Origin of the sequence: Sphingomonas sp. PAMC26645 (assembly GCF_004795835.1) — a bacterium.
Taxonomy (GTDB): Bacteria; Pseudomonadota; Alphaproteobacteria; order Sphingomonadales; family Sphingomonadaceae; genus Sphingomonas.
Genome location: NZ_CP039249.1, coordinates 532,910 through 559,500 on the forward strand (window position 1 = coordinate 532,910; position 26,591 = coordinate 559,500).

The following is a 26,591-nucleotide window of genomic DNA, read 5'->3' on the forward strand; positions in this document are numbered from 1 at the left end:
GGCAAGCCCATTCGCGGATCGCTTGGCGGTCAGCCCGCCTCGCCCTTCAGAGGCCGGGCGAGCAGGTCGCCGATGACGTCGCTCACCGGCGCGCCCTCCAGCAGGCGGCAGACGGCTTCGGTAATTGGCATGTCGACGCGCGCGTCGCGGGCGGCTTCGCGGAGGACGGGCGCGGTGAAGGCGCCTTCCGCGACGGTCCGGCGGTCCGCCAGCAATGTCGCCGCCGACTCGCCGCGCCCCAGGCCGACACCCAGCGAGAAGTTGCGCGAACTCGTCGAGGAGCAGGTGAGCACGAGATCGCCCAGCCCCGAAAGCCCCGCCAGCGTCTCCGCCCGCGCGCCGCGCGCCAGTCCGAACCGGGTCATCTCGGCGAACCCGCGTGCGATCAACGCCGCCCGCGCGTTCTGGCCGAGCCCTGCCCCCTCGACCACGCCGCAACCGATCGCGAGGACGTTCTTCACCGCGCCACCGATCTCTGCTCCAGCGACGTCGGTCGAGGCGTAGGTCCGGAAATGCCGTGCCGCGAGACGGGTCGCGAGCCGTTCGCCAAGCGCCGCATCCTCGCAGGCGAGCGTCACCGCGGTCGGCAACCCGGCGGCAACTTCGTGCGCAAAGGTCGGCCCCGAGAGCACCGCGATCGGCGCATCGGGATGTACCGCGCGCGCGACCTCGCCGACGAGACGCTTGCTCCCCGCCTCGATCCCCTTCGCACACAGCACGAGCGGAATGCGGCCGATCGGGGCGGCGGCGAGCACGCTGCCGACGTGCTGGGCGGGCGCGACGACGAGGATCGCATCCATGTCCGCCAGCGCGGCGAGGTCGTCGGTCGCGCGGATCGTCGGCAACAGCGCGACGCCGCCGAGGAACAGCGTGTTCTCATGGGCGGTGTTGATCGACTCGACCACCGCGCCCTCGCGCGCCCAAAGGATCACCTCGCGACCACCATAGGCTGCGACTTGCGCCAAGGCGGTGCCCCACGCGCCGCCGCCGATGACGCCGATCTTCATGCCTTGACCCCCGCGCCACGTACCGCTTCGGCATTCGGATCGAGCGGCCAGCGCGGACGCGCGGCGACATCGAGCGGATCGGTGAGGCCCGCGGCGAACCTCTCGGCCCCCGCCCAGCCGATCATCGCGGCGTTGTCGGTGCACAGCCACAGAGGCGGCGCGACGAAACGGAGCCCGTGCGCGCTGGCAAGACCCTGCAACGCGGTACGGACCGCTGTGTTGGCCGCGACTCCGCCCGCGACGACGAGCGCGGTGGCACCATGCGATGTCCGCAAAGCCTTGGTCGTGCGGTCGATCAGGCAGTCGACCACCGCCGCCTGGAACGAGGCGGCGATATCCTCGGGCGAATATTGGCCGACGACGCGCGCGACCGCACTTTTCAAGCCCGCGAACGAGAAATGCGGTTCGGCCGAGCCTTTCAGCGGGCGCGGCAATGGGACGGCTTTGGGATTGCCCAACGCTGCGGCGCGCTCGACGGCGGGACCTCCGGGGAAACCCAGGCCGAGCAGCTTGGCGGTCTTGTCGAACGCCTCGCCCGCCGCATCGTCGATCGTCGTGGCGAGGCGCCGATACGCACCGACGTCCTCGACCAGCAGCAACTGGCAATGCCCGCCCGACACGAGCAGCAGCAGATACGGAAACTCGAGGTCCGGGTCCGACAGCCGCGGCGACAGCGCGTGACCCTCAAGATGATTGACCGCGATCAACGGCTTGCCCGCCGCGTGCGCGAGCGCCTTGCCGGTGACGAGCCCGACCATCACCCCGCCGATCAGCCCCGGCCCGGCCGTCGCGGCAATCGCATCGACATCCGCCAGCGTCAGCTTCGCGTCGGCCAGCGCCGCGACGATCAGCGGCTCCAGCGCCTCGACATGCGCGCGCGCGGCGATTTCGGGGACCACGCCACCGAACGGAGCGTGCGCCGCTTCCTGCCCGAGCAGCCGATGCGCGAGGACCTGCCGGTCGCCGGTGACGAGCGCGGCGGCGGTTTCGTCGCAGGAGGATTCGATGCCGAGAATGATCATCGCATGTCTGTATAGGCCCGCGTGAAGCTTGTCGAAGGGGGCCCCTTTCTGCATGGCACGCAGGATGACAGTTTTTCGGCTCGGTACGCGGGGGTCGCCGCTCGCTCTCACCCAAGCAGGCCTGGTCCGCGATGCCCTGTGCGCGGCGCATGGCTGGTCGCCCGACCATGTAGAGACGGTCGTGATCCGCACCACCGGCGACCGGGTGCAGGATCGCGCCCTCGCCGAGATCGGTGGCAAGGCACTGTGGACCAAGGAACTCGACCGCGCGCTACACGACGGCGACATAGACTGTGCGGTCCATTCGATGAAGGACGTCGAGACCATCCGGCCACACACGCTGAAGATCGCCGCGATGCTGCCGCGCGCCGACGTGCGCGATCGGCTGATCGGAGCGGAGACCTTCGCCGACCTGCGTCCGGGCGCCGTCGTCGGGACGAGTTCGCCGCGACGCCGCGCGCAGATGCTGCGGCTGCGGCCCGACCTGGAGATCGTGCTGATCCGCGGCAACGTCGACACGCGGCTCGGCCGGGTGGCGAGCGGCGAGATGGACGCCACGCTACTCGCCGCCGCCGGGCTCGATCGCCTCGGGCGCGACGACGGCCATGCGATCCCGACCGACATCATGCTGCCCGCACCGGCGCAGGGCGCGGTCGGCGTCGAAGTCCTCGCCGACAGCGCCGCGCACGCGATCGTCGCGGCGATCGACCATGCCGACACCAGCCTGTGCGTACTGACCGAACGCGCGTTGCTCGCCCGGCTCGGGGCGGATTGCCACTCCCCGGTCGCGGCGCTCGCGTCGCTGGCGGGGGAGACGCTGACGTTGCGCGCCGAATTGATCGCCGAAGACGGGACATGCGACGTCGCCGGATCGATCGAGGGCGGCGCTGGCGAAGACCTGGGTACGATGCTGGCGGTCGACCTTCTCACGCGCGCGCCGGCCAGCGTCCGCCGGTTGTTCGCGGCATGACGTCGCCCCACGCGGTCGTCGTCGTGCGGCCGGAGCCCGGTAATGCCCGGACTGCGGTGGCACTGCGGGCGCTCGGACTCGACGTACGGCAGGTTCCGCTGTTCGCCGTAACGCCGGTCGACTGGAGCGTACCCGATCCGGCGGGTTTCGATGGACTGTTGCTGACCAGCGCGAACGCGGTACGGCACGGCGGGACGGGACTGGACGCGTTGAAGCGCCTGCCGGTGGTCGCCGTCGGCGCTGCGACGGCGGCAGCGGCGACCGACGCGGGCTTTGCGGTCGCGGTCACCGGGTCGGGCGATGCTCGCGATGCCGTTTCCGAAGCGCGCGATCGTGGTTTTGCGCGCCTGCTGCATCTTGCCGGGCGCGATCGTGCCCCGACCGGCGACGGGGTCGAGGCGGTCACCGTCTATGCCAGCGATGCCGTACCGATCGACGCCGACACTGCGCGATCGTTCGCTGATGCCGTCGTGCTGCTGCACTCCGAACGCGCCTCGACCTGGCTGAAGGAAGTGCTCGTTACGGCGGGCATCGACCGGTCCGGTATCGAGATCGCCGCGATCAGCGCAGCCGTCGCCGAAGCGGCAGGAACCGGCTGGGCGGTCGTCTCGATCGCCCCGCAACCGAGCGATCCGGCACTCGTAGCACTCGCTGCTGCACGTGCGAATATACGCGCGATTGACCATCCGGTGGATGGCGGGGATAAGCACGCCATGAGCGACTACGTGCCGACCGATCGCCCACGGGCACGCGGACCCAGAATGGGCGTCATCATCGCCTTGACCGCGCTTGCGTTCATCGCCGGACTGGCGCTGATGGCGTATGCCGCGAGGAAGCTGCCCTGGTTCGGCGCCACGGCGTCGACCACCGCTGGCGCACCCGTCGCAGGCCAGAAAGCCGGCGCGAGCAATTCCGGCTATATCCCGTCGCAACCGCTCGGTCCGGATGGCCAGCCGCAGGCGGCCGCGCCGGTCGACACTGCCGTGCTGGCAACCCGCGAGGCGACGCTGGCGGGCCAGCTGACTGCGCTCGAGGCACGCACCGCAGCGATCACCACCGACGCGGCCGCTGCCGGTGGGCAGGCGACGCGGGCGGAAGGCCTGCTGGTCGCCTTCGCCGCGCGACGTGCGCTCGATCGCGGGGTCGGGCTCGGCTATCTTGAGGAACAGTTGCGCCTTCGGTTCGGTCAGGCCCAGCCGCGTGCGACGATGCTGCTGATCCAGTCTGCGCGGCAGCCGGTTACGCTCGAGGATTTGCGCCAGGGCCTCGATGCGATAGCGCCGGACATCACGAGTTCGACCGGTGAGAACTGGCTCGACACGATCCAGCATCAGATCGACTCACTGATAGTGCTGCGCAAGGCGGGAACGCCGTCGCCGATGCCCGCCGACCGCCTCGCGCGCGCGCGGCGACTGCTCGGCGCCGGCCAGGTCGAGGCGGCCCGCGCCGAAGTCGCCCGCCTCCCCGGCGCGGCGCAGGCCGGCAACTGGATCGACGCGGCGCGACGCTATGTCGTCGCCCGCCAAGCGCTCGACCTGATCGAGAACACGGCATTGATCGGCCAGGCGGGACAGCCGCAACCGGCGCCGGTCGTCATGCCGACGCCACAAACGGCAACCGAAACGGACACCGCCCCGGACCCGTCGGGTATCTAAGCTAAACGCGTTTTCGCTGATGAACAGCGATCTACGGCCGATGACTTTACATTCGGCTGTCCGAAGATTTGACGGCGAGACCGTTCGATCTCTGTCCGATTACAGGATAGCTCTCGAATAGCGGCGTCCAGGCCGATCCTCCCGGGAACACTCACGGGGTCACACTGAAGTCGGCGGTGTGTTTCGATCTACGACTGTCCGGAACGGACTTTGCGTGATCCGGTCTTATTTTCTTCAACGCGCCCAATGGGGCAGCCATTCTGTAGAGGAGGTCGACGCTCCATAGCGCCGACCCCTGTCTTTCCTACCACAACACGCCGCGGACCGGCTGCAACGGCTCTGGAGCCTCGTCGCCGATCGCCTGGAGCAGGTCGATCTCGATAGTCCGGCACATTGCATTCAGCGGGACATCGTGGATCGTGTCCGCGAACGGATCGACCAGATCGTCGCCGATCTGCAGCACGGCCAGGAACATCAACCCGGCAATCGTCGAACCGATCGGCGTCGCGAACCCAAGCGTTTCGACTAGCCCGATCGGGAGCAGGATGCAGAACAGCCGCGTGAAGATGCTGGGGAAAAACCGGTACTGGTTCGGCAGCGGCGTGTTCTTGATGCGCTCCATGCCACCCTGGGCGTTGGCGATATCGACGAGGATCGCCTCGAACTGCGTCTGCTGGATGGTGTCGATCCAGCCGTTGCGGCGCGCTATATCGATTCGGCGGCCGGTGCCGTCGAGCAGGCCGTTGGCGATATTGGTGCGATCGAGCGCGAACGACGCCTCTTCCTTCGACAGGAAGCGCAACACTTCGGGCGGTGCGGGCTGCTTGCGCAACTGACAGCGCAACGCATTCACATACGCGATCTGGCGGAGCACGATCGTCCGCTTCATATCGTGGCCCTCGGGCTCTGGCAGCATGTTGCGCGCCATTCGCGCCAAATTGCGCGAGGCATTGATCATCAGGCCCCACAGCCCGCGGCTTTCCCACCAGCGCTGATACGCGGAGTTGTCGCGGAAGCCGAGGAACAGCGCCAGCGCGGTACCGAACAGCGTCAGGGGCAGGGCCGGCGCATGAAACGGCAGGACGTAATAGGTGATCGTGACGACGACGTCCCAGACGAAAAGACCCAGCAGCGGGCGCCAGACCTCGCTCAAAATTTGACTGAGGCGCGGTGTTGCAGTGACGATCAAACGAAAGCTCCCTTGTTAACAGGGCTTTTAATGCGCGAAGAGACGTTTCGCTGCAATGCAGCGACGATCAGCCGCCCCGCTTAGCCGCCAACGAGCGACTGATCGCGTAGTCCGCGCCAGATTTTCAGCGCCTGGACGGTTTCTGCAACGTCGTGGACGCGCAGGATCTGGACGCCGGCCTCGGCGCCCTTGAGTGCCAGCGCGAGCGAACCAGCGAGGCGCTGGTCGACCGGGGCCTCGTTCGAGAGCGCGCCGATCAGACGCTTGCGGCTGGCGCCAAGCATGATCGGGCAGCCGAGACCGTGGAAGATCGCCAGGCCGTTGAGCAGAGCGAGGTTCTCGGCGAGCGTCTTACCGAAGCCGATGCCGGGATCGACCATGATCTGCGACCGGTCGACGCCACCGGCGACTACCGCGGCGATGCGAGCTTCCAACCAGTCGAAGACGTCCGTCAGAACGTTGGTGTAGCCACCGTTGCCGTGGCCACCTTTCTTAGGGTCGGGCGAGTGCATCAGCACGACCGGGCAGCCGCTATTTGCGACCACATCAAGTGCGCGGTCATCCCAGAGGAGCGCGGCGACGTCGTTGACGATGTGCGCGCCGGCGGCGAGCGTGGCTTCCATGACGGCGGCCTTGCGCGTGTCGACCGAGACGATCGCACCGGCGCGCGCGAGGCGTTCGACGACGGGTACGAGCCGCGCGATCTCGTCGCCTTCCCATACCGCGGGCGCGCCGGGGCGAGTAGATTCGCCGCCGACGTCGATCAGCGTGGCCCCGGCGGCGGCCATGTCGATGCCGGCGGCGGCGGCGGCGGCGGGGTCGTCGACATGCTTGCCGCCGTCGGAGAAGCTGTCGGGGGTAACGTTGAGGATGCCGGCGACGATCGGCTGGTCGAAGTGAAGTGTGCGTTCGCCGAGTTTGAGTGCCGGGCGGGGCGCGGTAATGGTGGCGTGTAAGTGCGCGGCACGCTCGCCTAGTCTGGCCACATCGGCGACGGGGATGGTGCGGCGGGTGCGGCCTTCGATCACTTCGTACGCGGCGAACCATTGCAGGCCGCCCGCCAGGCGCGCGACGCTGTTGTCTTCGTGGCCGATCGGGGTGTCGACGAACTGGACGGGGCGGAGGCGGAGGTGGAGGCTGGTCATGATCCCCTGTTCCTCAAATCCGCCGTTCGTTCAAACTACCGTTCGTCCCGAGTAGGTTTCGAGCTTGTCGAGAAGCCGTATCGAAGGACATGTACCTCGATACGAGCCCTCGACTACGCTCGGTCTCTACTCGGCACGAACGGAACTTTGCTTAGATCGTGTTTGCCAGCAGATACGTCTGGCGGAGGTCGTCGATCGGCTTCAGGCCCTTGTCGCTCTCGTAATGCCAGAAGCTCCAACCGTTGCAGGCGGGGGCGTTCTGGAGCGTCGAGCCGAGCTTGTGGATCGAGCCGATCGTGCCGCAGTCGCTGAGCAGCGAGCCATCCGCGCGGATGGTGGCACGCCAGCGGCGCTTCGAATCGGTCAGCACCGCGCCGGGGGCGAGATACGCGTTCTCGACCAGCACGCCGAACGCGACCTTGGGCTGCGTGCGGGGGCTCATCATGGTTGCGAGGGCGGATTCGTCGAGTGGCAATGCTGCCTCGATGCGTTCCTGCGCAGCTTCGATGTAGTCGCCTTCGCGGTCGATGCCGATCCAGCTGCGACCGAGACGCTTGGCGACCGCGCCGGTGGTGCCGGTGCCGAAGAACGGATCGAGCACGACGTCGCCGGGCTTCGTGCACGCCAGCAGGATGCGGTACAGCAGCGCCTCGGGCTTCTGCGTGGGATGCACCTTGGTGCCGTTCTTCTTGAGCCGCTCGGCACCGCCGCAGGTCGGGAATTCCCAATCGCTGCGCATCTGGAGCTCGTCGTTGAGCGTCTTCATCGCGCGGTAGTTGAAGTGGTATTTCGCCTTCTCGCCCTTCGACGCCCAGATCAGCGTCTCGTGCGCATTGGTGAAGCGCGTGCCGCGGAAGTTGGGCATCGGGTTGGTCTTGCGCCAGACGATGTCGTTGAGGATCCAGTAGCCGAGATCCTGCACCGCCGCACCGACGCGGAAGATGTTGTGGTAGCTGCCGATGACCCAAAGCGCGCCGTCGTCCTTGAGGATGCGGCGTGCTTCCTTGAGCCAGGCGCGGGTGAAGCGGTCGTACGCGGCGAAGGTGTCGAACTTGTCCCAGTCGTCGGTGACCGCGTCGACGTGGCTGCCGTCGGGGCGATAGAGTTCGCCGCCGAGCTGGAGGTTGTAGGGCGGGTCGGCGAAGATCATGTCGATCGAGTTCGACGGGAGCGCCTTCATGTGCTCGATGCAGTCGCCACGCAGGATCTGGTCGAGAGGAAGTACGGTTTGAACCGCCGGCTCCACTGCCTTTTTCGCACGCGGCCGTGCGATCGTGTCGATCAAACCCATGTTTTCCGCCCCTTATCGACACCCATAGCGGCGGAATTGTCCGACTCCGTCAAGCAAACATTCGTTAACGGCGTTTCGGTGCGATTCCGTCGTTGCGACCAATCGAGTCGCCGTTGCCCAGATGTTGAGTCGTGGGAGACTCGCGGCTCAAGCCCTTGGGGTGTGGCGCGAAAGACTCAGCTCGTCGTTTCCTGTGCGAAAAGTCCCTCGCGCGCCAGATAGGCGGCGGCGACGGGGGCGAAACTGCGGCGGTGAATCGGCGTGGGGCCGTGATCGCGGAGCGCCTTCATGTGGTGCGCGCAGCCGTAACCCTTGTTCGAATGCCAGTTATATTCGGGATGCACGTCGGCGGCGGCGATCATGATGAGGTCGCGCGTGTGCTTGGCGACGATCGAGGCGGCGGCGATCGACAGCGACTTCGCATCGCCGCCGACCAGCGGCGTGGCGGGGTAGGTCCAGCGGGGCAAGCGGTTGCCGTCGACCAGGACGTGGCCGGGGGCCTGGCCGAGTTCGACCGCCAGCGCGTCGACGGCGAGCGTCATCGCCTTCATCGTCGCCCAGTAGATGTTGAGCGTGTCGATCTCGTCCGGCTGGACGATGCCGATGCCGACGATCGCGCAGCCTTTGAGGCGGGCGCAGAGCCGTTCGCGCTCGGAGGCGGAGAGCTTTTTCGAGTCGTCGATACCGCGGGGGACGCCTTTTGCGGGCAGGATCACGGCGGCGGCTACGACTGGCCCCGCGAGCGGACCGCGACCGGCTTCGTCGACACCGGCGACGGGGCCGACGCAGAGCTTTTCGTGTTTCATGCCGGGCATTGGCGGTCTTTCAACTGGTCGAACGGGCTGGTGCCGAGTGCGTGGCCCATTGGGCCGTGGCCTGCGCCAAGCCCTGGCGCGCTGGCAAGTGCGGCGCGGACGAACGCGATGGCGCGCTCGATTGCGGCGGCGAGCGACAGGCCTTGAGCGAGGCCGGTCGCAATGCCGCTGGCGAGCGTGCAGCCGGTGCCGTGCGCGTGGCGGGTTTCGATGCGGGGATTGGTCCAGCGGGTTTCGCCGGAGTGGGTGACGAGGCGGTCAGTGACATGGGGGCCTTCGGCGTGGCCGCCTTTTATGAGGATTGCTGGGCCTAGTGCGCGGATTGCATGCTCGCCACCGAGGGCTGCCAGTTCGGGGAGGTTGGGGGTTACGAGCGTGGCGACCCGCATGAGGCGAGTGAAGGCGGCTATGGTGTCGCGGTCTGCGAGGACGGAGCCGGAGGTGGCGATCATCACCGGGTCGAAGATGATGGGGATGCGCGCAGGGTAAGGTTGGCCTGCCCCACCTTGTTCTCCCGCGAAGGCGGGAGTCCAGTCTGGGCTCCCGCCTTCGCGGGAGAACAAGCTAGTGAGAATATCCGCGACCGCGTTGGCAGTTTCGGCCGAGCCGATCATGCCGATCTTTACGGCGTCTATGCCGATGTCCGAGACGACGGAGTCTATCTGCGCAAGGACGATGTCGGTGGGGATCTGGTGGACCGCCTGCACGCCGAGCGTGTTCTGTGCGGTGATCGCGGTAACGGCCGTCATCGCGTGGCCGGCGAGCATAGTTACCGTCTTGATATCCGCCTGAATTCCTGCGCCGCCGCCCGAGTCGGAGCCGGCTATTATGAGAACCCGCGCTGTCATAAAGTGTCCCAGATCGGGGCGAAGTTCACGAAGTGCAGACGCTGGCGCGGGTCTGCACTTTGCCTGAGGCGGGGTTGGACTGGGGATGGCGGACTGGGTTTGGCGCGGTTGGCGGTCATGGGATCGGCTATGGCATGATCGGTCGGATGTAGGACAGGGGTGTGCCTCTCTTCACCACCCCGGCGGAGGCCGGGGCCCAATTGGGAGACGTCGCTGACTGATGTTTGCGTTCCGTTACTTCGGCCTTCCCAATTGGGCCCCGGCCTTCGCCGGGGTGGTAGAAGTGGATAGGTGGCGGGCTGAACGAAGCAGCCCCTAGTGCCGCCGCGCGTCGGCCGGCTTTTGTGGCGGCGCTTCACCTAGCCTCGTCGGGCGATCCAGCAATTCGCCGCCGCAGTTCGGGCAGCGCTCGTCGAGTGCGTCCGCGCATTCCGCGCAGAAGGTGCATTCGAACGAGCAGATGAATGCGCCCGGCGCGTCGGCGGGAAGGTCGGTGGTGCAGCGTTCGCAGGCGGGGCGCATCTCGAGCATCAGGCGGCGGCCTTCCGGACGGCGTCGCAGATGCGGTCGACGACGCGCTCGACCTGTGCCGGGTCGTCGCCTTCCGCCATCACGCGGATCACCGGTTCGGTGCCCGATGGCCGAATGACCAGACGTCCGTTGCCGGCCAGTTCGGCCTCGGCCTGCGCGATCACCGCCTTTACGGCATCATCGTCGAGTGGCTTGCCACCGGCGAAGCGGACGTTCTTGAGTAATTGCGGCAAGGGTTCGAAGCGGTGCAGCACTTCGCTTGCCAGTGCGCCCGAACGCTTGACCTCCGCCAGGATCTGCAGCGCCGCGACCAATCCGTCGCCGGTCGTCGCGTAGTCGGACAGGATGATGTGGCCCGACTGCTCGCCGCCGACATTGTAGCCGCTCGATCGCATCTTCTCGAGCACGTGGCGATCACCGACCTTGGTTCGGACAAGGCCTAGGCCCTGTGCCGCGAGGTGGCGCTCCAGGCCCAGGTTCGACATCACCGTCGCGACGAGGCCGCCGCCGGCGAGCCGCCCCTGGCGCGCCCAGCTGGCGGCGATCGTCGCCATCAACTGATCGCCGTCGACGATCGTGCCGGTTTCGTCGACGACGATCAGGCGATCCGCGTCGCCGTCGAGCGCGATGCCGATGTCCGCGCCGCTGGCGACCACCGTCTCGGCGAGCGTCTGCGGGGCGGTCGAGCCGACGCCGTCGTTGATGTTGGTACCGTTGGGGGTGACGCCGATCGCGACGACGTCCGCGCCGAGTTCCCACAGGGCGGACGGTGCGACCTTATAGGCGGCACCGTTCGCGCAATCGATCACGATCCGCATCCCGTCGAGGCGGAGATTCTCGGGGAAGGTCGACTTGGCGAAGTGGATGTAGCGACCCTGCGCATCGTCGATACGGCGCGCGCGGCCGATCTGGCTCGACGGTACGAGCGGGATGTCGCCGTCGATCAACGCCTCGATCGCTTCCTCCGCTTCGTCCGACAGCTTGTAGCCGTCTGGACCGAACAGCTTGATGCCGTTGTCGGCGTAGGCGTTATGGCTAGCAGAGATCATGACACCGATATCGGCGCGCATCGAATGGGTGAGCATCGCGACCGCGGGTGTCGGCATTGGCCCGACCATGACGACGTCCATGCCGACACTGGTGAACCCTGCAACCAGTGCGGATTCGAGCATATAGCCCGACAGGCGCGTGTCCTTGCCGATCACGACGCGGTGGCGGTGATCGCCGCGCAGGAAGTAGGCGCCGGCGGCCATGCCAACCTTCATCGCCATCTCCGCCGTCATCGGCGAGACATTGGTGGCGCCACGAATGCCATCGGTGCCGAAGTATTTTCTTGCCATCGCGTCCGCTTTCCGTCCCGTATCGGTGTCCGAAGCCGTTGATAGCGCGGTCGAACACGAAGGGCGAGCATGTCGCAGACTACACGGATTCTGGCAGCCCTGATCGGTGGCATCGTGATGGGCATCGCTGCGGCCGCCTGGTCGCCGGCGAACGCGATCGCTGCGACCGCGGTAACGCAGCCGATAGGTTCGGCGTGGCTGCACGGATTGCAGATGGTGATCGTGCCGCTGGTCGTCGGGCTGCTCGTGACCGGAATCGGCGCGACCACCGAGGCGGCGCGCGCTGGGCGGATCACCGTGCGCGCGATGGTGATGATCGTCGTCATCCTGTGGAGTACGACGATCATGGCCGCGCTGGTCATGCCGTTGATCCTGGAAGCCTTCCCGTTGCCGCACGCGTTAGGCTCCGCGTTGCGCGCCGCGCTGACGGGCGCCGCGCCGGTCGGGCCGGTGCCGGGGATCGGCGCGTTCTTCGACACGATCGTGCCGACCAACATCGTCGCGGCCGCCTCCAGCGACTCGTTCCTGCCGCTCACCGTCTTCGCGCTGACGTTCGCGTTTGCCGTGACGAAGCTGCCCGACGATCGCCGCCGCGTGCTGACCGGGTTCTTCCAGGCGGTGGTCGATGCGCTGCTGATCATCATCAAGTGGGTGTTGAAGCTGGCACCGATCGGCATCTTCGCGCTCGCCTACGGGGTCGGCGCGCGCACCGGGACGGCGGCGTTCGGCGCGTTGCTCCATTACATCGTCTGTGTCTCGGCGATCGGCTTCATCGTCCTGCTCTCAGCCTATCCGATCGGGATGATCGGCGGGCGAGTCGGCTTCGGCCGGTTCGCGCGTGCGGTCGCGCCCGCACAGGCGGTGGCGATCAGCACGCAGTCGTCGCTCGCCTCGCTGCCGGCGATGCTGAAGGCGTCGACCGATCTCGGCGCGTCGCCCGCCACCGCCGGGATCGTCCTGCCGCTGTCGGTCGCGGTGTTCCGCGCGACCAGCCCGGCGATGAACCTCGCGGTCGCGCTGTACGTCGCCCATTGGCTGGGGCTGCCGATCGGGCCGGGGCAGATGGCGGCGGGCGTGGCGACCGCGGCGATCACCACGATGGGGTCGATCTCGCTGCCCGGCACGATCAGCTTCGTCGCGTCGGTCGCGCCGGTGGCGCTGGCGATGGGCATCCCGCTCGAGGTGCTGGGTCTGCTCATCGCGGTCGAGACCATACCCGACCTGTTTCGCACCGTCGGGAACGTGACGATGGACACCGCCGTTACCATCTCCGTCGCAGCGCGGTCCGATCACGGGAACGGCGCTCAGGAGATTCCGCATGAAGTATCGCACGCTCGGCCCTGATTTCGAGGTTTCCGCGCTGGGTCTCGGCTGCATGCCGATGGCCGGCATCGGCAAGGGCATGTACGGCGAGGCGAACGCCGACGAGAGCATCGCCACGATCCACCGCGCTATCGAGCTGGGCGTGACGCTGTTCGACACCGCCGAGATTTATGGCCCGCTGGTCAACGAGGAACTGATCGGCAAGGCGATCCGCGGCAAGCGCGACGGCGTCGTGATCGCGACCAAGTTCGGGTTTCGCTATGACGAGAACGGGATGACGGGGGTCGATTCCACGCCGGCCAACGTACGGCGGGCGTGCGAGGGATCGCTGAAGCGGCTCGGGGTCGAGACGATCGACCTGTTGTACCAGCACCGCGTCGATCCTGGTGTGCCGATCGAGGATACGGTCGGTGCGATGGGCGACCTCGTACGCGAGGGCAAGGTGCGGCATCTGGGGCTGTCGGAGGCTGGGCTCGACACGATCCGGCGGGCTGCGGCGACGCATCCGATTGCGGCTTTGCAGAGTGAGTATTCGTTGTGGGAGCGCGACGTGGAGGACGAGATCCTGCCGCTGTGTCGCGAACTCGGGATCGGGTTCGTGCCCTATTCGCCGTTGGGGCGTGGCTTCCTGACGGGGCAGATTACCGCTCGGTCGGATCTTCCCGAGGGTGACTATCGGCGGAACGATCCGCGGTATTCAGAGGAGAACTTCGCCAAGAACATGGAGATGGTCGCGGTGGTGAAGTCGATTGCCGATGCGCATGGGGCTTCGCCTGCGCAGGTGGCGCTCGCGTGGTTGTTGGCGCAGGGGGACGATATCGTGCCGATCCCGGGGTCGAAGCGCCGGGTTACGCTGGAGGACAGCATGAAGGCGGCGGAGATTGCGCTGACTGCGGACGATCTGGCGAAGCTCGATGCGGCGGCGCCGAGGGGTGGGACGGCTGGGCCGCGGTATGGCGAGAAGGCGCTGTCGATGACGCGGATCTGACTTCTCCCCTCCCGCCTGCGGGAGGGGCCGGGGGAGGGGCGTGCCTCGCAGGCCGGACGCCAGTACGTACGTCGTGCCCTCCCCTAACCCCTCCCGCAAGCGGGAGGGGAATTTTCGTTACTGAACGCCGTGCATCCACTTCTTGATGAGCGGCGAGATCAGCAGCAGCACGACGCCGATGCCGGCCGAGACCAGGCCGATCGTCCAGAACACGCCGGCGTAGGTATCGAGGCTGACCTTCAAATTGGTCACCTGGCCGCCGACCGTCTCGACGCTGGCGACCTGCGCGACTACGCCCGCCACATACTGCGCGACCGAGATCGACAGGAACCAGACGCCCATCATCAGCCCGACGACGCGCGCGATCGACAGCTTGGTGATCATGCTGAGACCGACCGGCGAGATGCAGAGCTCGGCGAACGAATGGATGAAATACAGCCCGGCGAGCCACCAGATCGCGACCTTGAACGAAGGCCCGACCATGCTTGCGCCCCAGACGAGGAACAGGAAACCGACGCCGACGCCGATCAGCGCGATGCCGAACTTGACGGGGATCGACGGTTCCAGGCCCTTGGCGGCGAGCTTGGTCCACAGGATCGACATCACCGGCGCCAGCGCGACGATGAAGAACGCGTTGAAGAACTGCGTCTGGCCTGCCGAGATGCTGAAAAGGCCGAACACGCTGAGGTCGGTGTTGCGATCCGCGAACAGCGTCAGCGACGAGCCGGCCTGCTCGAACAGCGTCCAGAACACGACGTTGAACACGATCAGCACCATCGCCGCGAGCATCATCTGGAACTCGCGACGCTCGCCATTGATGAACGACCAGATCAGGATGCCGGGCACCGCGATCAGGAACGTGCCGAACAGCAATTTGCCCATCAGCGACAGCGAGGCGATGTAGCCGACGATCCCGGAGCCCGGCACCGGCGGCACGGCGTTCATGAGATTGACGAACAGCAGGTAGAAGATCGGGATACCGAGCAGTGCGAGTGCGTAGATGCCGAGCGCGCGATCGGGACCGGTGCGAACCGGGGGCTCGCCGTAGCCGTCGAGCTTGCCGCCATCGAACTGGATCAGCGTCCACGAGGCGAGCATGCCGATCGCGGCGAGGCCGAAGCCTGCCCACCAGCCGACCGCGACCGCGAGGAACGGGCAGAGCAGCTGCGAGAACAACGAGCCGAGGTTGATCCCCATGTAGAAGATCGTGAACCCGGCATCGCGGCGCTTGTCGCCCTGCGCGTAGAGCTCCCCGACCATCGTCGAGATGTTGGGCTTGAAGAAGCCGTTGCCGACCGAGATCATGCAAAGCGCAAGCAGCATGATCGTGACGTAGAAGCTGCTGCGTTCGGCGCCCGATTCGAAGCCGCCCTTCTCCACCGTCCGAGCGGTCGAGCCGTCGGGGGCGAGCAGCGAGACGGTGCCGTCGTCGTTGCCCTTGATCTTCAGCTTGTTCGCGCCGTCCACCAGATAGCGGACTTCGCTGTCGGCCTGGTCGACGACTTCGATCGCGTAACGCTGGTTGGCGATCGTCGCGTACGGCTTGGCGGTCTCGCCGCCGAAGCAGAGCAGCAGATAGCCGAGCGCCATGATGATCGCGCCGAATTTCACCGCGCGCTTCGAGCCGAGATACTGATCTGCGAGATAGCCGCCGACCAATGGCGTCAGGTATACGAGCGCAGTGTAACCGCCGTATAGCCCGGTCGCCTCGCGGTCGCCGAACACGAAATGCTTGGTGAGGTACAGCGTGAGCAGCGCGCGCATGCCGTAATAGCCGAACCGCTCCCACGCTTCGGTGGTGAACAGCCGCGCGAGCTGGCGGGGATGCCCGAACCAGGTTTCGCCGGACGCCGGGTTGATATGGGTGATATCCGGCTCTCGCGGGGTATCCGCGGTCGGGGTGTCCACCATTCTTACGCTCCCTGATACTCGTCTTGGCCGCCGTCGAACGCGGGGCCGTTATGGCGCGCAACCTAGCGGCAAAGCTCGGCCTGTAAATATCACACATCATGGCTTATCTGCCGGGGCATGCTCAACGATCGCTCCACGCCGCTCTCGCTGCTCGCCACCCGCCGATCGGGAAAGCCCCGCGACCTGATCGCGCCCGGCCCCGATTCCTACCAGCTGGCGACGATCCTCGAGATCGCGGCACGGACGCCCGACCATGGCAAGCTCGCGCCGTGGCGGTTCGTTGTGGTGGGTGACGAACACCGCGCGGCGCTGTCGTCATTGATTACGGATGCGTACCTCGCGGAACGGCCTTCGGCGTCGCGGACCGAACTCGAGTCGCTCGACCAGTTCGCGCATCAGGCGCCGACGCTGGTGGTCGTGCTGTCGTCGCCGAAAGAGAGCAAAATTCCGCTGTGGGAACAGGAGCTTTCGGCGGGGGCTGCATGCATGAACCTGCTTCACGCGGTGCATGCGGAAGGGTTTGCGGGGGGCTGGCTGACGGGATGGCCGGCCTATTCGGACTTGGTGCGCGATGCGTTCGGGTCCGCGGCGGAGCGGATCGCCGGGTTCATGTTCATCGGCACGCCGTCGCGCGCGCTCGACGAACGGCCTCGCCCGGATATGGCACGGCTCGTAAGCCATTGGGAATCCTGAGCCTCGACTTTCCGCCAGATTGCTGTATTAGAACAGCATGACAGCGCTCAGCAGCGACGACAGCCCCGTTTATATTCGCCTTCGCAGCACGATCGCTGCGGGGATTTTGCGAGGCGACTATCGTGCGGGGGACCAATTGCCGTCGGTGCGCGCGTTCGCTGCCGAGCAGGGTGCGAACCCGCTGACGGTCGCCAAGGCGTATCAGAGCTTCCAGGACGACGGATATGTCGAGGTGCGGCGCGGGGTCGGAATGTTCGTGATGCCGGGTGCGGCCGAGGCGTTGCGGGTGGCGGAGCGCGAGAATTTCGTGACGACGCAGTGGCCCAGGATCTTGGGGCATATCGATCTGTTGGGATTGGATGCGCATGATCTGCTGGAGCGGGAGCGGGCCTGAGCCGCTGCGAGCGATTTCCTTCGCCTCCCCTGCCCCTTGCGTTTGTCTTCACCCTGTCCCGTTCGTGCTCCCCCCCGTTCGTCCTGAGTAGTCATCGAGTAGTGGCGAAGCCGCGTATCGAGAGGACGTATCGAAGGACAGGTTGGCGCGTGGAACCCATGCTTCGATACGCACCCTCGATACGCTGCTGACGCAGCTACTCGGTCGCTACTCAGCACGAACGGAAGGGGGGATGGCGCGGCGGTACGAGGTGCGAAATCCGAGGTTCGGTTCTGCGCGACGTTTAGAACAATCCCAGCGCCGCGACATCCTCCACACTCAGGTCGATCCCGAACAATAGGCTCATGCGAATGCGGTAGACGCGCGGGTCTGTGATCTCGCCAACGGTCGTATCCGTCCCGGAGCGCCGGCGATAGTTGCGGCCGATCAGCGACGCGAAGCCGTTCGGCAGGACGATGCTGGCGATCGGGGTATGGGTGAAGCGGCTGGACGGTGCGGTCGAGGTCCAGTGGTTCGACAGCGCGAGATCCGCGTCGAACACTTGCGCGAGCGTGAAACTATATTGCGGCTGGAATCCTCCCGTTTCGCCGCGACCGTCGGTGGTCATCGGATCGCCGTCGCGGAGCAGCATCCAGCCTTGTTCGGTCGCTTCCAGCCGGAAGCGGGCGCCATCGGGAGCGGTCGCCTCGGCGCCGTCGGCGAGCGGGAGGACGGGCGTGTAGCTGCCGCCGAAGCCGGTGTCGGCGATCCAGTCCTGACCGTCGATCGTCACCAGCGCGAAGGTGTGCGTGAGCGGCGGTACGTCGGTCGCGGCGATCCACACGCGGGCCAGCAACGGGCGGGCAGTGAAGCCGAGTTCCGCGAGTGCATCGAGGAAAAGGCGGTTGTGCTCGAAGCAATAGCCGCCGCGGCGTGCGGTGACGAGCTTAGCGAAGACTGAATCGGTGTCGATTGCGATGCCGCGGCCGAGGACGACGTCGAGGTCTTCGAACGGAATCGAAAGACGGTGCGCGTGCTGGAGGCGGCCGAGGCCGATCGAGTCGAGCGTGGGCCGCGCGGGCATGGCGACACGGAGGAGATAGGCTTCGAGGTCGAACATCGGTCGGACTTTCAGAGATTTGCTGTTTCCCCATACCGTCCGTTGGGCGGGGGCGTCGAGTGCGGGGCACCGGGTGTTGCACGTGACGCAGTGCCCCTCCCCCGTTCGTGCTGAGCGAAGTCGAAGCACCTGTGCGTTGGTCATGCCCTTCGACTACGCTCAGGGCGAACCGGATGTGGGACACGCGCCCTGCTTGCTCCGTCACTCCGGGCTTGTTCCGGGGACCACCGTTCCGCGTTCTCATCTCTCTCGAATTCGCGGAACGGTGGATGCCGGAACGAGCCCGGCATGACGGTGTGGTTTGGGGCTATCGCGACCAGTGGTGCCCCGCGATCCTCCCCCGCAAGGGGGAGGTGGCTGGCGCTTGCCAGACGGAGGGGGCGGTAAGGCATCACCGCCGTTGCGTGTCCTCCCCCTCCGTCACCTTCGGTGCCACCTCCCCCTTGCGGGGGAGGATCGAAAGAGGCGGCGCGTTTGCACGAATGGCGAGGAGAGTGCTCGTCACTCAAACCCGCCCGTCATCCTGGGCTCGACCCAGGATCCAGAGCCAAAGGGGCTAACGTGCTTGGCTCTGGATCCTGACTTTCGTCAGGATGACGGGCCGTTTTACTCAGGCCGCGAACAGGTTCGCTTCGATCGAGTAGAGCACCGCCGCGCTCGCGTTCGCGGCCGCGTTCAGGCCCATCGCCTCGGGAACGATCTGGTCGAGGTAGAAGCGCACCGCCGCGGTCTTCATCCGGCCGAAATCGTCGCTGCCGGCGACCCCGCCCTGGCGCTCCATCAGCCAGCCGCAGGTCGCGACCGACAGGATCGTGAGGAAGGGGTAGCTCGCGGCGAGCTTGTCGTCTGCGTCCGCGGTTGCGAGTTTACGCCCGATCGCTTCGCAGGCGTCGACCAGTGCCAAGAGTCGCTCGTCCTTGGCTTCCGCTCGGATGTCGGCGATCAAAGCCGCAAACGCGCCACCGTTATCCAGGCCGAGTTTCCGCCCGACCAGATCCGCCGCCTGGATGCCGTTGGTGCCCTCGTAGATCGGCGTGATGCGGGCATCGCGGAAATACTGCGCGGCGCCGGTTTCCTCGACATAGCCCATGCCGCCATGGACCTGGATGCCGAGCGATGCGACTTCGTTGCCGAGATCGGTGCCGTGCGCCTTCGCCAGCGGCGTGACGAGTTCGAGGCGATTCCGCGCGGCGCGGTCGCCGAGGTTGGCGCGATCGACCTGCCCGGCCGCGTAATAGACCAGAGCGCGTGCCGCCTGCGTCTGTGCCTTCATCCGCATCAGCATGCGGCGGACGTCGGGATGCTCGACGATCTTGACCGACTCCTTGTTCGGCGAGCCGGCGCGCGCCGACTGCACGCGGTCGAGTGCATAGGCGACCGCGGCCTGCGTCGCACCCTCGGCGACCTGGACGCCCTGGAGACCGACATTCAACCGCGCGTTGTTCATCATCGTGAACATCGCGCGGATGCCGCCGAGTTCCGCGCCGATCAGCTCGCCGATGCAGTCGTCATTGTCGCCGAAGCTCAGCACGCAGGTGGGGGACGCGTGGAGGCCCATCTTGTGCTCGATCGAGACGACGCGGACGTCGTTGAAGTCGCCGGGGGTACCGTCTTCGTTCAGGCGGAATTTGGGGACGAGGAACAGCGAGATGCCCTTCGTGCCCGCCGGTGCGCCCGGTGTCCGCGCAAGGACGAGATGAACGATATTCGGCGCCATGTCATGATCGCCGAACGAGATGTAGATCTTGGTGCCCTTGATCGACCATTTGCCGTCACCGAGCGGTGTCGCGGTCGCGCGAAGTGCGCCGACGTCGGAACCGGCCTGCGGCTCGGTGAGGTTCATCGTGCCGGTCCATTCTCCGGTCGCGAGATGCGGCAAATACAGCGCCTGCTGCTCAGGGGACCCGTGATGCTGGAGCGCCTCGATCGCGCCGACGGTCAGCGTCGGGCACAGCGCAAAGCCCATGTTGGCCGAGCCGAGCGTGTCGAGCACCGCGGTCTGGATCGCGAACGGCAGGCCCTGGCCGCCCCATTCTTCCTCGACACCGATCGTGCCCCAGCCGCCCTCGACATAATCCTTGTACGCCTGCGCGAAGCCGTCGGGCATGACGACGCCACGGTCAGTCCACTTCGCGCCGACGGTGTCGCCGGTGCGGTTAAGCGGGGCCCATTCGCCGGCCGCGAGTTGCCCGACGCCTTCGAGGACCGCGTCGACGACGTCGTCGCTGGCGGCGGCATAGCGTTCGGTCGCGGCGATCTCGCCGATCCGCACGACATGGTCGAGCACGAAACGCTGTTCGGTGGTTGCTGGAGTGAAGGCCATCGCATCCTCTTATCGCTACGGTTTGGACCCGCTATACGCCTGTGGAATGACCCGTCCACACCCTCGGATTTTACCCTACGGCACGGCCGCGATCGCCGAAGCCGCCGCGCTGATTCGCGACGGCGGCATCGTCGCGGTGCCGACCGAGACGGTGTATGGGCTGGCGGCGGACGCGACCAATGCGGAGGCCGTGGCGCGGATTTATGCCGCGAAGGGGCGGCCGAGTTTCAATCCGTTGATCGTGCACGTGGCGGATCTGGCGGCGGCGGAGCGGATTGCGGTGTTCGATGCGGATGCTCGGGCGTTGGCCGAGGCGTTCTGGCCGGGGCCGCTGACGTTGGTGCTGCCGGTAAGGGGGGATTCAGGGATCGCTGCGCTGGTGACGGCTGGGTTGGAGACGATCGCGATCCGGGTGCCGCGGCATCGCGCTATGCAGGCGTTGATCGCCGCGTCGGGGCGGCCTTTGGCGGCGCCTTCGGCCAATGCGAGTGGGGGGATCAGTCCGACCACGGCCGCACATGTTGCGGGAAGTCTGGGGGGGAACGTGCCGCTGATCCTCGACGATGGGGCTACCGAGGATGGGCTAGAGTCGACGATCGTGGCCGGCCGGACGGTGCTGCGGCCGGGGCCGGTTACCGCGGAGGCTATCCAGCAGTACTTAGAGCATCCCCCCGGCGGAGGCCGGGGCCCAATCGGAACGTCGGATGTAACCGGGCACGACCTGCGTCATGACCGTCCCCCAATTGGGCCCCGGCCTTCGCCGGGGGGGATTGGGAGTGGGGTGACGGCGCCGGGGCAGCTTGAGAGCCACTATGCGCCGAACAAGGCGCTTCGGTTGAATGCGACCGAGGCAGGGTCTGATGAGTGGCTGATTGGTTTCGGCGATATGGCAGGCGACGTGTCGCTCTCCGCGTCGGGAAACCTTGTCGAAGCCGCGGCGAGGCTGTTCGACCTACTCCACGCAGCCGATGCGAACGACCGTCCGAGGATTGCCATCGCGCCGATCCCGTCTGAAGGCATCGGCGAAGCGATCAACGACCGCTTGCGCCGTGCCGCTCACCGCTGAGTCCCGTTCCCCCGCGGAGGCGGGGGGCCAGGAGTCAGGTCGGATGACGGTATTTAGCTGGGCCCCCGCGTCCGCGGGGGAACGGCTATCGGTCCGACCTTACGCGCTCACCGCCGCCTTCGACCGCGCAGCGAAGCTCTTGCGGAGCTTCTGCAGCTTGGGGGGGATCACCGCCATGCAATACGGGTTCGAGCGGCCCGAGGTTTCCCAGTAATCCTGGTGATAGCCTTCGGCCTCGTACCACGTGTCCATCGACTCGATGGTGGTGACGATCGGCTTGGGAGAATCCGCCTGCGCGCGCTCCAGCGCTGCCTCCATTTCGGCCTTCTGTGCATCGTCCGCGGGGAACATCGCTGAGCGGTATTGCGTCCCGACGTCGTTGCCCTGCCGGTTCAGCGTCGTCGCATCGTGCGTCGCGAAGAAGATGTCGAGCAAATCGCCGAGCTTCAGCTGCTTAGGATCGAAACCGATCCGGATTGCCTCGGCGTGGCCGGTGTCGCCACCGCAGACCTGCTTGTAGGTCGGGCTGGGCACGTGCCCGCCGATATATCCGCTCTCGGCGCTCTCGACGCCGATCACGTCCTTGAACACAGCCTCGGTGCACCAGAAGCAGCCGCCGGCCAGCGTTACATAATCCGTCATAACGATCTCCTTTCCGCCAATGTAGGAAGTCGCTACCCCGCAACAAAGAGGAGACGCGCGTGATTGACGGTAAGGTTATGGTGACTGGCGGGGCCGGCTATATCGGCAGCCACGCGGTGCTGGCGTTGCTCGATGCGGGGTATGACGTCGTCGTGCTCGACAATCTGGTCACGGGATTCGACTGGGCGGTCGATCCTCGCGCCGCACTCGTCGAGGCGAACGTCGCCGACGACGCGAAGGTCCGCGCGGCGATCCGCGAGCACAACGTCAAGGCGATCATGCATTTCGCGGGCTCGGTCGTGGTGCCCGAATCGGTCAGCGATCCGCTCAAATATTACCGCAACAACACCGCCGCCAGCCGTGCGCTGATCGAGAGCGCGGTGGTCGAGGGCGTGGCCCACTTCATCTTCTCGTCGACCGCCGCAACCTATGGCACGCCCGAGAAGGTGCCCGTCGCGGAGGGTGATCCGACCGTGCCGATCAACCCCTACGGCATGTCGAAGCTGATGACCGAGGCGATGCTGCGCGACGTCGCGGCGGCGCACCCGATGAACTACGCGGCGCTGCGCTACTTCAACGTCGCGGGTGCGGATCCTCAGGGGCGCAGCGGCCAGTCGACGGTCGGCGCTACCCACCTCATCAAGATCGCGGTCGAGGCCGCGACCGGCAAGCGCGGTCATGTCGGCGTCTATGGCACCGACTTCGCCACGCCAGACGGCACCGGCGTGCGCGACTATATCCACGTCACCGACCTCGCCGCCGCGCATGTCGCCGCGCTGGAAGTCCTGGTCGCCGAACCCGCCAAGAGTCACACGCTCAACGCAGGCTATGGCAAGGGCTTCTCGGTGCTCGAGGTGCTCGATGCGGTCGACAAGGTTACCAACCGGACGATCGAGCGCCGCCTGGAAGGACGTCGCGCGGGCGATCCGGCGATGCTGATCTCGGACAATCGCGCGATCCTCGAGACGCTCGACTGGACGCCGCGCCACGCCGATCTCGACGGGATCGTCCGCGATGCGCTGGCGTGGGAGCGGGCGCTGGCGGAGAAGGGCCGCTAGGAGGCCGGATCGGCGGGCGGAATGCCGAACGCGTGGCGCTCGCCGCCGATCGCTCGCCGCGCGCGAGCGGTAGCCAGCCACCAGGCGAGCGCCCAGAGCGTGCCGAAGCTCCACCCGGCCAGCACGTCGCTCGGCCAGTGGACGCCGAGATAGACGCGGCTGCAACCGATCGCGCCGACCAGCAGGATCGCGACGACCAGCAGATACGCTCGGGTCGCACGATCTCGAGTCACCTGCGAGGCGAGGCCGGCGAGCGTCAGATAGACGATCGCGCTGTTCGCCGAATGCCCGCTCGGGAAGCTCATATGCGTGACGGTGACGAGGTGCGCAACGATGTCGGGGCGCGGGCGGGCGACCTGCAGCTTGACGAGTTCGACGACGATATTGCCGGTGACGCTGGCCGCGACCATGGCGGCGGCGGTCAGCCAGAGGCGCTGCACGATCAGCAGGCCGGCGGCGACCAGCACGACGATCGTCAGGACGATGCCGCCGCCGAGCGCGGTGACGTCGGCCGCGACCTTGGGCAGCCATGACGGCCCGCCCCACGCGCGCAGGCCGAGGATGATCGACCGGTCGAACGCGAACGGCCAGTGATCGACCGCGAGACCGACAAGGAGGATGAGGGCTAGCCCAATCGCCGCGACCGACGCGCCCGCGAGAATCGCCGGGACATGCCGCCGCCTGCTCGGCGCAACGCCCGAGGCATCGATGGTGGGTCCGCCGGGGCTCGAACCCGGGACCTCTCGATTAAAAGTCGCTTGCTCTACCAACTGAGCTACGGACCCCCGCCATCGTGGACCGCGCACCTAATCGCGTGGCCGCTTTCGGTCAACCGATTGCGCCAATTGCCGGATCGTTCGCCCGGTCAGTGGATCGCGCCATTGCGGGATCAGGCCTGCGAGGGGGCCGAGGACGAAGCTGCGAGTGCGGAAGGCGGCGTGGGGAACGGTCAGGCCGGGCGACGACCAGGCGCCGCCCGACCAGAGGATGATGTCGAGGTCGAGGACGCGGCTACCCCAGCGGCGGCCGGGGCGGCGGCCGAACGCGCGTTCGATCCGTTTGAGGCGGACCAGGAGCGCGGCCGGGGCTTCCTGCGTCTCGATCAACGCGACTGCGTTGGCGTAGCGGCGGTTCGAGGGGCCTAATGGTGCGCTCGCCACGGTCGGCGACCGTGCGACGACAGTGCCGAGGGTTTCCAAAGCGGCGGCGATCTCGTGTTCCGGGCTCCCGTGCCGGCCGCGTCGGTTGGAGCCGAGCGCGATCGCGTAGGTGGTTGTGGCCTGCGCGATCGTCGGGTGCGGGGTTGCAGGCGACATTTGGTCCGCCTAGCGCAATCCCATGGATTCCACACCTTACACCAACGAGCTTCCCGAAACCGTCGAACAGACCGGCGAAGTCGACGTCACGACGGTCTTCGCGCCTGTCTCCGCGTTGCCCGAGACCGAGCCGCCGCATGACTGCCCGCTTTGCCCGCGCCTCGTCGCCGTGCGTGAGCAGCTGCGCACCGAGTTCCCGACCTGGTGGAACGCGCCGGTTCCCGCCTTTGGCGATCCGGCCGCGTGGCTCGGCATCATCGGCCTCGCGCCGGGGAAGCATGGCGCGAACCGCACGGGCCGCGCGTTCACCGGGGATTATGCTGGGCAGTTCCTGTACGAGACGCTTGGGCGGTTCGGGCTTGCGACCGGGACTTATGGTGCGAAGGCCGAGGACGGGCTGGCGCTGGACGGCGCGATCATCCTCAACGCGGTGAAGTGCCTGCCGCCCGAGAACAAGCCGACGCCGGAGGAAATCCGCACCTGCCGGCCGTTCCTCGAGACGCAGGCGGATGCGGTGCCGACCGCGCGGGTGTTCGTGGCATTGGGGCATATCGCGCATCAGTCGGCGGTGAAGATGCTGGGTGGGCGGCTGCCCAAGGCGCGGTTCGCGCACGGCGCGGAGCATGTGATGCCCGATGGCCGCGTGCTGATCGATAGCTTCCATTGCTCGCGGTACAACGTGAATACGGGCGTGCTGACCGCGGATATGTTCGACGCGGTGTTCAAGCGGGCGCTGGAGTTGCGCGGGGCGGTTTGAGCGGCGGTCTTTGCTCCCCTCCCTGGAAGGGAGGGGTTGGGGGTGGGTCGGTGTCCGGATCGCGGATCGGCTGGGGCTCGATCGGGCCTACCCACCCCCTACCCCTCCCTTTCAGGGAGGGGAGCCGGACGACTACTCGATCACCCAGGCCTCGCCGGCCTCTGGCGTGCGGAAGCGGTTCGCGGCGATGTGTTCGCGGATCAGCGCCGCCTGGAGGTGGTCGGGGGGGTCGTTGATCCCTTCGGACGTCAGCTCGAACGTGCCCCAGTGGACGCCGATCGCATAGGCCGCGCCGAGCTGTTCGAACGCGGTCACCGCCTGGTCCGGGCCGATGTGGTTGTCGGTTTCGTGACCTGCGAAATGATACGCGCCGATCGGCAGGATCGCGAGGCGGACCGGGCCGGCTGCGCGCGCTTCGGTTGCCCAGCGCATGTCGCCCGGCCCGGTGTCGCCTGCGAAATACAGGTTGCCGCCGGGTAGCGTCACGGTGAAGCCCGCCCAGAGCGTCTTGTCGCGGTCGCCGGGGTCGTATTCGCTCCAGTGGTGCGCGCGGTCGACGATCACGTCGATGCCGGGACGCAACGCCACCCGCCCGCCCCAGTCGCGCGCGACCGCATGGATGCCGCTGCGCGCTAGGATCTGGTCGTTGCCGAGGCCGGTCACGATCAGCGGCTTGTCGCGGTGCCAGAGCCGTCTCATCGCGGTCATGTCGAGATGGTCGCGGTGGTCGTGGCTGAGCAGGATCAGGTCGATCTTCGGCAGGTCCGCGAGACGCACGCCGGGTTCGCGGACGCGCTTTACGCCGACGAACTGGACCGGGGACGAGCGCTCGAGCCACATCGGATCGGTCAGGATGTTGAGTCCTTGCGTCTGCACCAGCACGGTCGAATGGCCGATCCAGGTGATGCGCATCGTCCGGCCCTCGACGCGGGCGGGCGGGCGCGTTGGGGTGACGGGCACCTTGGGCCAGCTCCGATAGGGGGGCTTTACGAGATTACGGAGCAGCGCGACCGGGCCCTGCTTCTGCTCGCCGGTACTGCCCTGTACGCCGTCGGGGTTGAAGAAACGCGTTCCGTTGAAGTGATCGCTCGGCGGCATGGTCTTCACGGACGGCGTCGCGCAGCCGGCGAGAAACGTGAGCGCGAGCAGTATCGAGCGAGGGCGGATCATGGCGCTGACGACTATGTCACGCGATCATCAGCGTCCAG

At 66.9% G+C, this 26,591-nt stretch carries 25 protein-coding genes and 1 tRNA gene; 9 read left to right on the top strand and 17 right to left on the bottom strand.

Annotated elements, in window-relative coordinates:
- Positions 1-29: 29 nt before the first annotated feature.
- Together E5673_RS02595 and tsaD are read right to left on the bottom strand one after the other, a co-directional pair.
- Positions 30-1,007: an NAD(P)H-dependent glycerol-3-phosphate dehydrogenase gene (locus E5673_RS02595; RefSeq protein ID WP_136188821.1), complete on the bottom strand. Its 978-nt coding sequence runs from the start codon at positions 1,005-1,007 to the stop codon at positions 30-32.
- A complete protein-coding gene (gene tsaD, locus E5673_RS02600) occupies positions 1,004-2,029 on the bottom strand; it encodes a tRNA (adenosine(37)-N6)-threonylcarbamoyltransferase complex transferase subunit TsaD (RefSeq protein ID WP_136188822.1) in 1,026 nt (341 codons plus the stop codon). The genes E5673_RS02595 and tsaD overlap by 4 nt, the downstream gene beginning before the upstream one ends.
- Before the next feature lie 64 nt (positions 2,030-2,093).
- Between tsaD and hemC the strand changes: the two genes are divergently transcribed.
- Both hemC and E5673_RS19920 read left to right on the top strand, forming a co-directional pair.
- The gene (gene hemC, locus E5673_RS02605; protein WP_136188823.1) at positions 2,094-2,999 is read left to right on the top strand and encodes a hydroxymethylbilane synthase; all 906 of its coding nucleotides are present in this window, start codon (positions 2,094-2,096) and stop codon (positions 2,997-2,999) included.
- On the top strand, positions 2,996-4,654 hold the full coding sequence (locus tag E5673_RS19920) for a uroporphyrinogen-III synthase (RefSeq protein ID WP_247599541.1): 1,659 nt from the start codon (positions 2,996-2,998) through the stop codon (positions 4,652-4,654). Before hemC ends, E5673_RS19920 begins: the two co-directional genes overlap by 4 nt.
- A 304-nt stretch (positions 4,655-4,958) precedes the next feature.
- Here the strand turns inward: E5673_RS19920 and E5673_RS02615 are convergent, their stop codons facing one another.
- The 7 genes from E5673_RS02615 to glmM form a co-directional block, all read right to left on the bottom strand.
- Complete coding sequence (locus tag E5673_RS02615; protein WP_056064245.1) at positions 4,959-5,843, bottom strand: bestrophin family ion channel; 885 nt, start codon at positions 5,841-5,843, stop codon at positions 4,959-4,961.
- 80 nt (positions 5,844-5,923) lie between these two features.
- Positions 5,924-6,988: a dihydropteroate synthase gene (folP, locus tag E5673_RS02620; protein ID WP_136188824.1), complete on the bottom strand. Its 1,065-nt coding sequence runs from the start codon at positions 6,986-6,988 to the stop codon at positions 5,924-5,926.
- 151 nt (positions 6,989-7,139) lie between these two features.
- Positions 7,140-8,279: a site-specific DNA-methyltransferase gene (locus E5673_RS02625; RefSeq protein ID WP_136188825.1), complete on the bottom strand. Its 1,140-nt coding sequence runs from the start codon at positions 8,277-8,279 to the stop codon at positions 7,140-7,142.
- 176 nt (positions 8,280-8,455) lie between these two features.
- Positions 8,456-9,094 (bottom strand): ribonuclease HII, encoded by a 639-nt coding sequence (locus tag E5673_RS02630; RefSeq protein WP_136188826.1) that lies wholly within the window; start codon positions 9,092-9,094, stop codon positions 8,456-8,458.
- A complete protein-coding gene (locus tag E5673_RS02635) occupies positions 9,082-9,942 on the bottom strand; it encodes a bifunctional hydroxymethylpyrimidine kinase/phosphomethylpyrimidine kinase (protein ID WP_136188827.1) in 861 nt (286 codons plus the stop codon). Before E5673_RS02635 ends, E5673_RS02630 begins: the two co-directional genes overlap by 13 nt.
- Positions 9,943-10,257: 315 nt before the next feature.
- Positions 10,258-10,473 carry a DUF1272 domain-containing protein gene (locus E5673_RS02640; RefSeq protein WP_136188828.1) on the bottom strand — a complete coding sequence of 72 codons (216 nt, stop codon included), beginning with the start codon at positions 10,471-10,473 and terminating at the stop codon, positions 10,258-10,260.
- Positions 10,473-11,813, bottom strand: coding sequence for a phosphoglucosamine mutase (glmM, locus tag E5673_RS02645; RefSeq protein ID WP_136188829.1), 1,341 nt, complete (start codon positions 11,811-11,813; stop codon positions 10,473-10,475). The genes E5673_RS02640 and glmM overlap by 1 nt, the downstream gene beginning before the upstream one ends.
- A 69-nt stretch (positions 11,814-11,882) precedes the next feature.
- Between glmM and E5673_RS02650 the strand changes: the two genes are divergently transcribed.
- Both E5673_RS02650 and E5673_RS02655 read left to right on the top strand, forming a co-directional pair.
- A complete protein-coding gene (locus E5673_RS02650) occupies positions 11,883-13,157 on the top strand; it encodes a cation:dicarboxylase symporter family transporter (RefSeq protein WP_136188830.1) in 1,275 nt (424 codons plus the stop codon).
- Positions 13,132-14,124 carry an aldo/keto reductase gene (locus E5673_RS02655; protein ID WP_136188831.1) on the top strand — a complete coding sequence of 331 codons (993 nt, stop codon included), beginning with the start codon at positions 13,132-13,134 and terminating at the stop codon, positions 14,122-14,124. The genes E5673_RS02650 and E5673_RS02655 overlap by 26 nt, the downstream gene beginning before the upstream one ends.
- A gap of 117 nt (positions 14,125-14,241) precedes the next feature.
- Here the strand turns inward: E5673_RS02655 and E5673_RS02660 are convergent, their stop codons facing one another.
- On the bottom strand, positions 14,242-16,035 hold the full coding sequence (locus E5673_RS02660) for a peptide MFS transporter (RefSeq protein ID WP_107954213.1): 1,794 nt from the start codon (positions 16,033-16,035) through the stop codon (positions 14,242-14,244).
- 117 nt (positions 16,036-16,152) lie between these two features.
- Between E5673_RS02660 and E5673_RS02665 the strand changes: the two genes are divergently transcribed.
- Both E5673_RS02665 and E5673_RS02670 read left to right on the top strand, forming a co-directional pair.
- On the top strand, positions 16,153-16,728 hold the full coding sequence (locus E5673_RS02665; protein WP_136188832.1) for a nitroreductase: 576 nt from the start codon (positions 16,153-16,155) through the stop codon (positions 16,726-16,728).
- A gap of 37 nt (positions 16,729-16,765) precedes the next feature.
- On the top strand, positions 16,766-17,122 hold the full coding sequence (locus tag E5673_RS02670; RefSeq protein WP_056053547.1) for a GntR family transcriptional regulator: 357 nt from the start codon (positions 16,766-16,768) through the stop codon (positions 17,120-17,122).
- A gap of 283 nt (positions 17,123-17,405) precedes the next feature.
- Here E5673_RS02670 and E5673_RS02675 read toward each other — a convergent pair whose 3' ends face one another.
- Positions 17,406-18,221 (bottom strand): arylamine N-acetyltransferase, encoded by an 816-nt coding sequence (locus tag E5673_RS02675; protein ID WP_136188833.1) that lies wholly within the window; start codon positions 18,219-18,221, stop codon positions 17,406-17,408.
- Positions 18,222-18,831: 610 nt separating this feature from the next.
- Positions 18,832-20,544: an acyl-CoA dehydrogenase gene (locus tag E5673_RS02680; RefSeq protein ID WP_136188834.1), complete on the bottom strand. Its 1,713-nt coding sequence runs from the start codon at positions 20,542-20,544 to the stop codon at positions 18,832-18,834.
- Positions 20,545-20,590: 46 nt separating this feature from the next.
- On the opposite strand from E5673_RS02680, the gene E5673_RS02685 reads away from it, so the two are divergent.
- The gene (locus E5673_RS02685) at positions 20,591-21,610 is read left to right on the top strand and encodes an L-threonylcarbamoyladenylate synthase (RefSeq protein ID WP_136188835.1); all 1,020 of its coding nucleotides are present in this window, start codon (positions 20,591-20,593) and stop codon (positions 21,608-21,610) included.
- Between the two features lie 99 nt (positions 21,611-21,709).
- On the opposite strand, the gene msrA is transcribed toward E5673_RS02685, so the two are convergent.
- The gene (gene msrA, locus E5673_RS02690; protein ID WP_136188836.1) at positions 21,710-22,252 is read right to left on the bottom strand and encodes a peptide-methionine (S)-S-oxide reductase MsrA; all 543 of its coding nucleotides are present in this window, start codon (positions 22,250-22,252) and stop codon (positions 21,710-21,712) included.
- Between the two features lie 59 nt (positions 22,253-22,311).
- Here msrA and galE point away from each other — a divergent pair, with 59 nt between their 5' ends.
- Positions 22,312-23,310, top strand: a complete 999-nt coding sequence (gene galE, locus E5673_RS02695; RefSeq protein WP_136188837.1) for a UDP-glucose 4-epimerase GalE — start codon at positions 22,312-22,314, stop codon at positions 23,308-23,310.
- Here the strand turns inward: galE and E5673_RS02700 are convergent.
- The 3 genes from E5673_RS02700 to folK form a co-directional block, all read right to left on the bottom strand.
- A complete protein-coding gene (locus E5673_RS02700; protein WP_136188838.1) occupies positions 23,307-23,777 on the bottom strand; it encodes a phosphatase PAP2 family protein in 471 nt (156 codons plus the stop codon). The two genes, galE and E5673_RS02700, sit on opposite strands and share 4 nt — an antisense overlap.
- A gap of 242 nt (positions 23,778-24,019) precedes the next feature.
- Positions 24,020-24,095: transfer RNA gene (locus tag E5673_RS02705), tRNA-Lys, on the bottom strand.
- Positions 24,096-24,116: 21 nt separating this feature from the next.
- On the bottom strand, positions 24,117-24,626 hold the full coding sequence (gene folK / locus E5673_RS02710; RefSeq protein ID WP_136188839.1) for a 2-amino-4-hydroxy-6-hydroxymethyldihydropteridine diphosphokinase: 510 nt from the start codon (positions 24,624-24,626) through the stop codon (positions 24,117-24,119).
- Positions 24,627-24,648: 22 nt separating this feature from the next.
- Between folK and E5673_RS02715 the strand changes: the two genes are divergently transcribed.
- The gene (locus E5673_RS02715; protein ID WP_136188840.1) at positions 24,649-25,383 is read left to right on the top strand and encodes a uracil-DNA glycosylase; all 735 of its coding nucleotides are present in this window, start codon (positions 24,649-24,651) and stop codon (positions 25,381-25,383) included.
- 132 nt (positions 25,384-25,515) lie between these two features.
- Here the strand turns inward: E5673_RS02715 and E5673_RS02720 are convergent, their stop codons facing one another.
- Positions 25,516-26,553 (bottom strand): MBL fold metallo-hydrolase, encoded by a 1,038-nt coding sequence (locus E5673_RS02720; RefSeq protein WP_136188841.1) that lies wholly within the window; start codon positions 26,551-26,553, stop codon positions 25,516-25,518.
- Positions 26,554-26,591 lie beyond the last annotated feature (38 nt).

Excerpts from the sequence above, each read along its gene's own strand:
- E5673_RS02595 (WP_136188821.1), bottom strand. The coding sequence starts at position 1,007 with ATGAAGATCGGCGTCATCGGCGGCGGCGCGTGGGGCACCGCCTTGGCG.
- tsaD (WP_136188822.1), bottom strand. The coding sequence starts at position 2,029 with ATGATCATTCTCGGCATCGAATCCTCCTGCGACGAAACCGCCGCCGCG.
- hemC (WP_136188823.1), top strand. The coding sequence starts at position 2,094 with ATGACAGTTTTTCGGCTCGGTACGCGGGGGTCGCCGCTCGCTCTCACC.
- E5673_RS19920 (WP_247599541.1), top strand. The coding sequence starts at position 2,996 with ATGACGTCGCCCCACGCGGTCGTCGTCGTGCGGCCGGAGCCCGGTAAT.
- folP (WP_136188824.1), bottom strand. The coding sequence starts at position 6,988 with ATGACCAGCCTCCACCTCCGCCTCCGCCCCGTCCAGTTCGTCGACACC.
- E5673_RS02625 (WP_136188825.1), bottom strand. The coding sequence starts at position 8,279 with ATGGGTTTGATCGACACGATCGCACGGCCGCGTGCGAAAAAGGCAGTG.
- E5673_RS02630 (WP_136188826.1), bottom strand. The coding sequence starts at position 9,094 with ATGCCCGGCATGAAACACGAAAAGCTCTGCGTCGGCCCCGTCGCCGGT.
- E5673_RS02635 (WP_136188827.1), bottom strand. The coding sequence starts at position 9,942 with ATGACAGCGCGGGTTCTCATAATAGCCGGCTCCGACTCGGGCGGCGGC.
- E5673_RS02640 (WP_136188828.1), bottom strand. The coding sequence starts at position 10,473 with ATGCTCGAGATGCGCCCCGCCTGCGAACGCTGCACCACCGACCTTCCC.
- glmM (WP_136188829.1), bottom strand. The coding sequence starts at position 11,813 with ATGGCAAGAAAATACTTCGGCACCGATGGCATTCGTGGCGCCACCAAT.
- E5673_RS02650 (WP_136188830.1), top strand. The coding sequence starts at position 11,883 with ATGTCGCAGACTACACGGATTCTGGCAGCCCTGATCGGTGGCATCGTG.
- E5673_RS02655 (WP_136188831.1), top strand. The coding sequence starts at position 13,132 with ATGAAGTATCGCACGCTCGGCCCTGATTTCGAGGTTTCCGCGCTGGGT.
- E5673_RS02660 (WP_107954213.1), bottom strand. The coding sequence starts at position 16,035 with ATGGTGGACACCCCGACCGCGGATACCCCGCGAGAGCCGGATATCACC.
- E5673_RS02665 (WP_136188832.1), top strand. The coding sequence starts at position 16,153 with ATGCTCAACGATCGCTCCACGCCGCTCTCGCTGCTCGCCACCCGCCGA.
- E5673_RS02670 (WP_056053547.1), top strand. The coding sequence starts at position 16,766 with ATGACAGCGCTCAGCAGCGACGACAGCCCCGTTTATATTCGCCTTCGC.
- E5673_RS02675 (WP_136188833.1), bottom strand. The coding sequence starts at position 18,221 with ATGTTCGACCTCGAAGCCTATCTCCTCCGTGTCGCCATGCCCGCGCGG.
- E5673_RS02680 (WP_136188834.1), bottom strand. The coding sequence starts at position 20,544 with ATGGCCTTCACTCCAGCAACCACCGAACAGCGTTTCGTGCTCGACCAT.
- E5673_RS02685 (WP_136188835.1), top strand. The coding sequence starts at position 20,591 with ATGACCCGTCCACACCCTCGGATTTTACCCTACGGCACGGCCGCGATC.
- msrA (WP_136188836.1), bottom strand. The coding sequence starts at position 22,252 with ATGACGGATTATGTAACGCTGGCCGGCGGCTGCTTCTGGTGCACCGAG.
- folK (WP_136188839.1), bottom strand. The coding sequence starts at position 24,626 with ATGTCGCCTGCAACCCCGCACCCGACGATCGCGCAGGCCACAACCACC.
- E5673_RS02715 (WP_136188840.1), top strand. The coding sequence starts at position 24,649 with ATGGATTCCACACCTTACACCAACGAGCTTCCCGAAACCGTCGAACAG.
- E5673_RS02720 (WP_136188841.1), bottom strand. The coding sequence starts at position 26,553 with ATGATCCGCCCTCGCTCGATACTGCTCGCGCTCACGTTTCTCGCCGGC.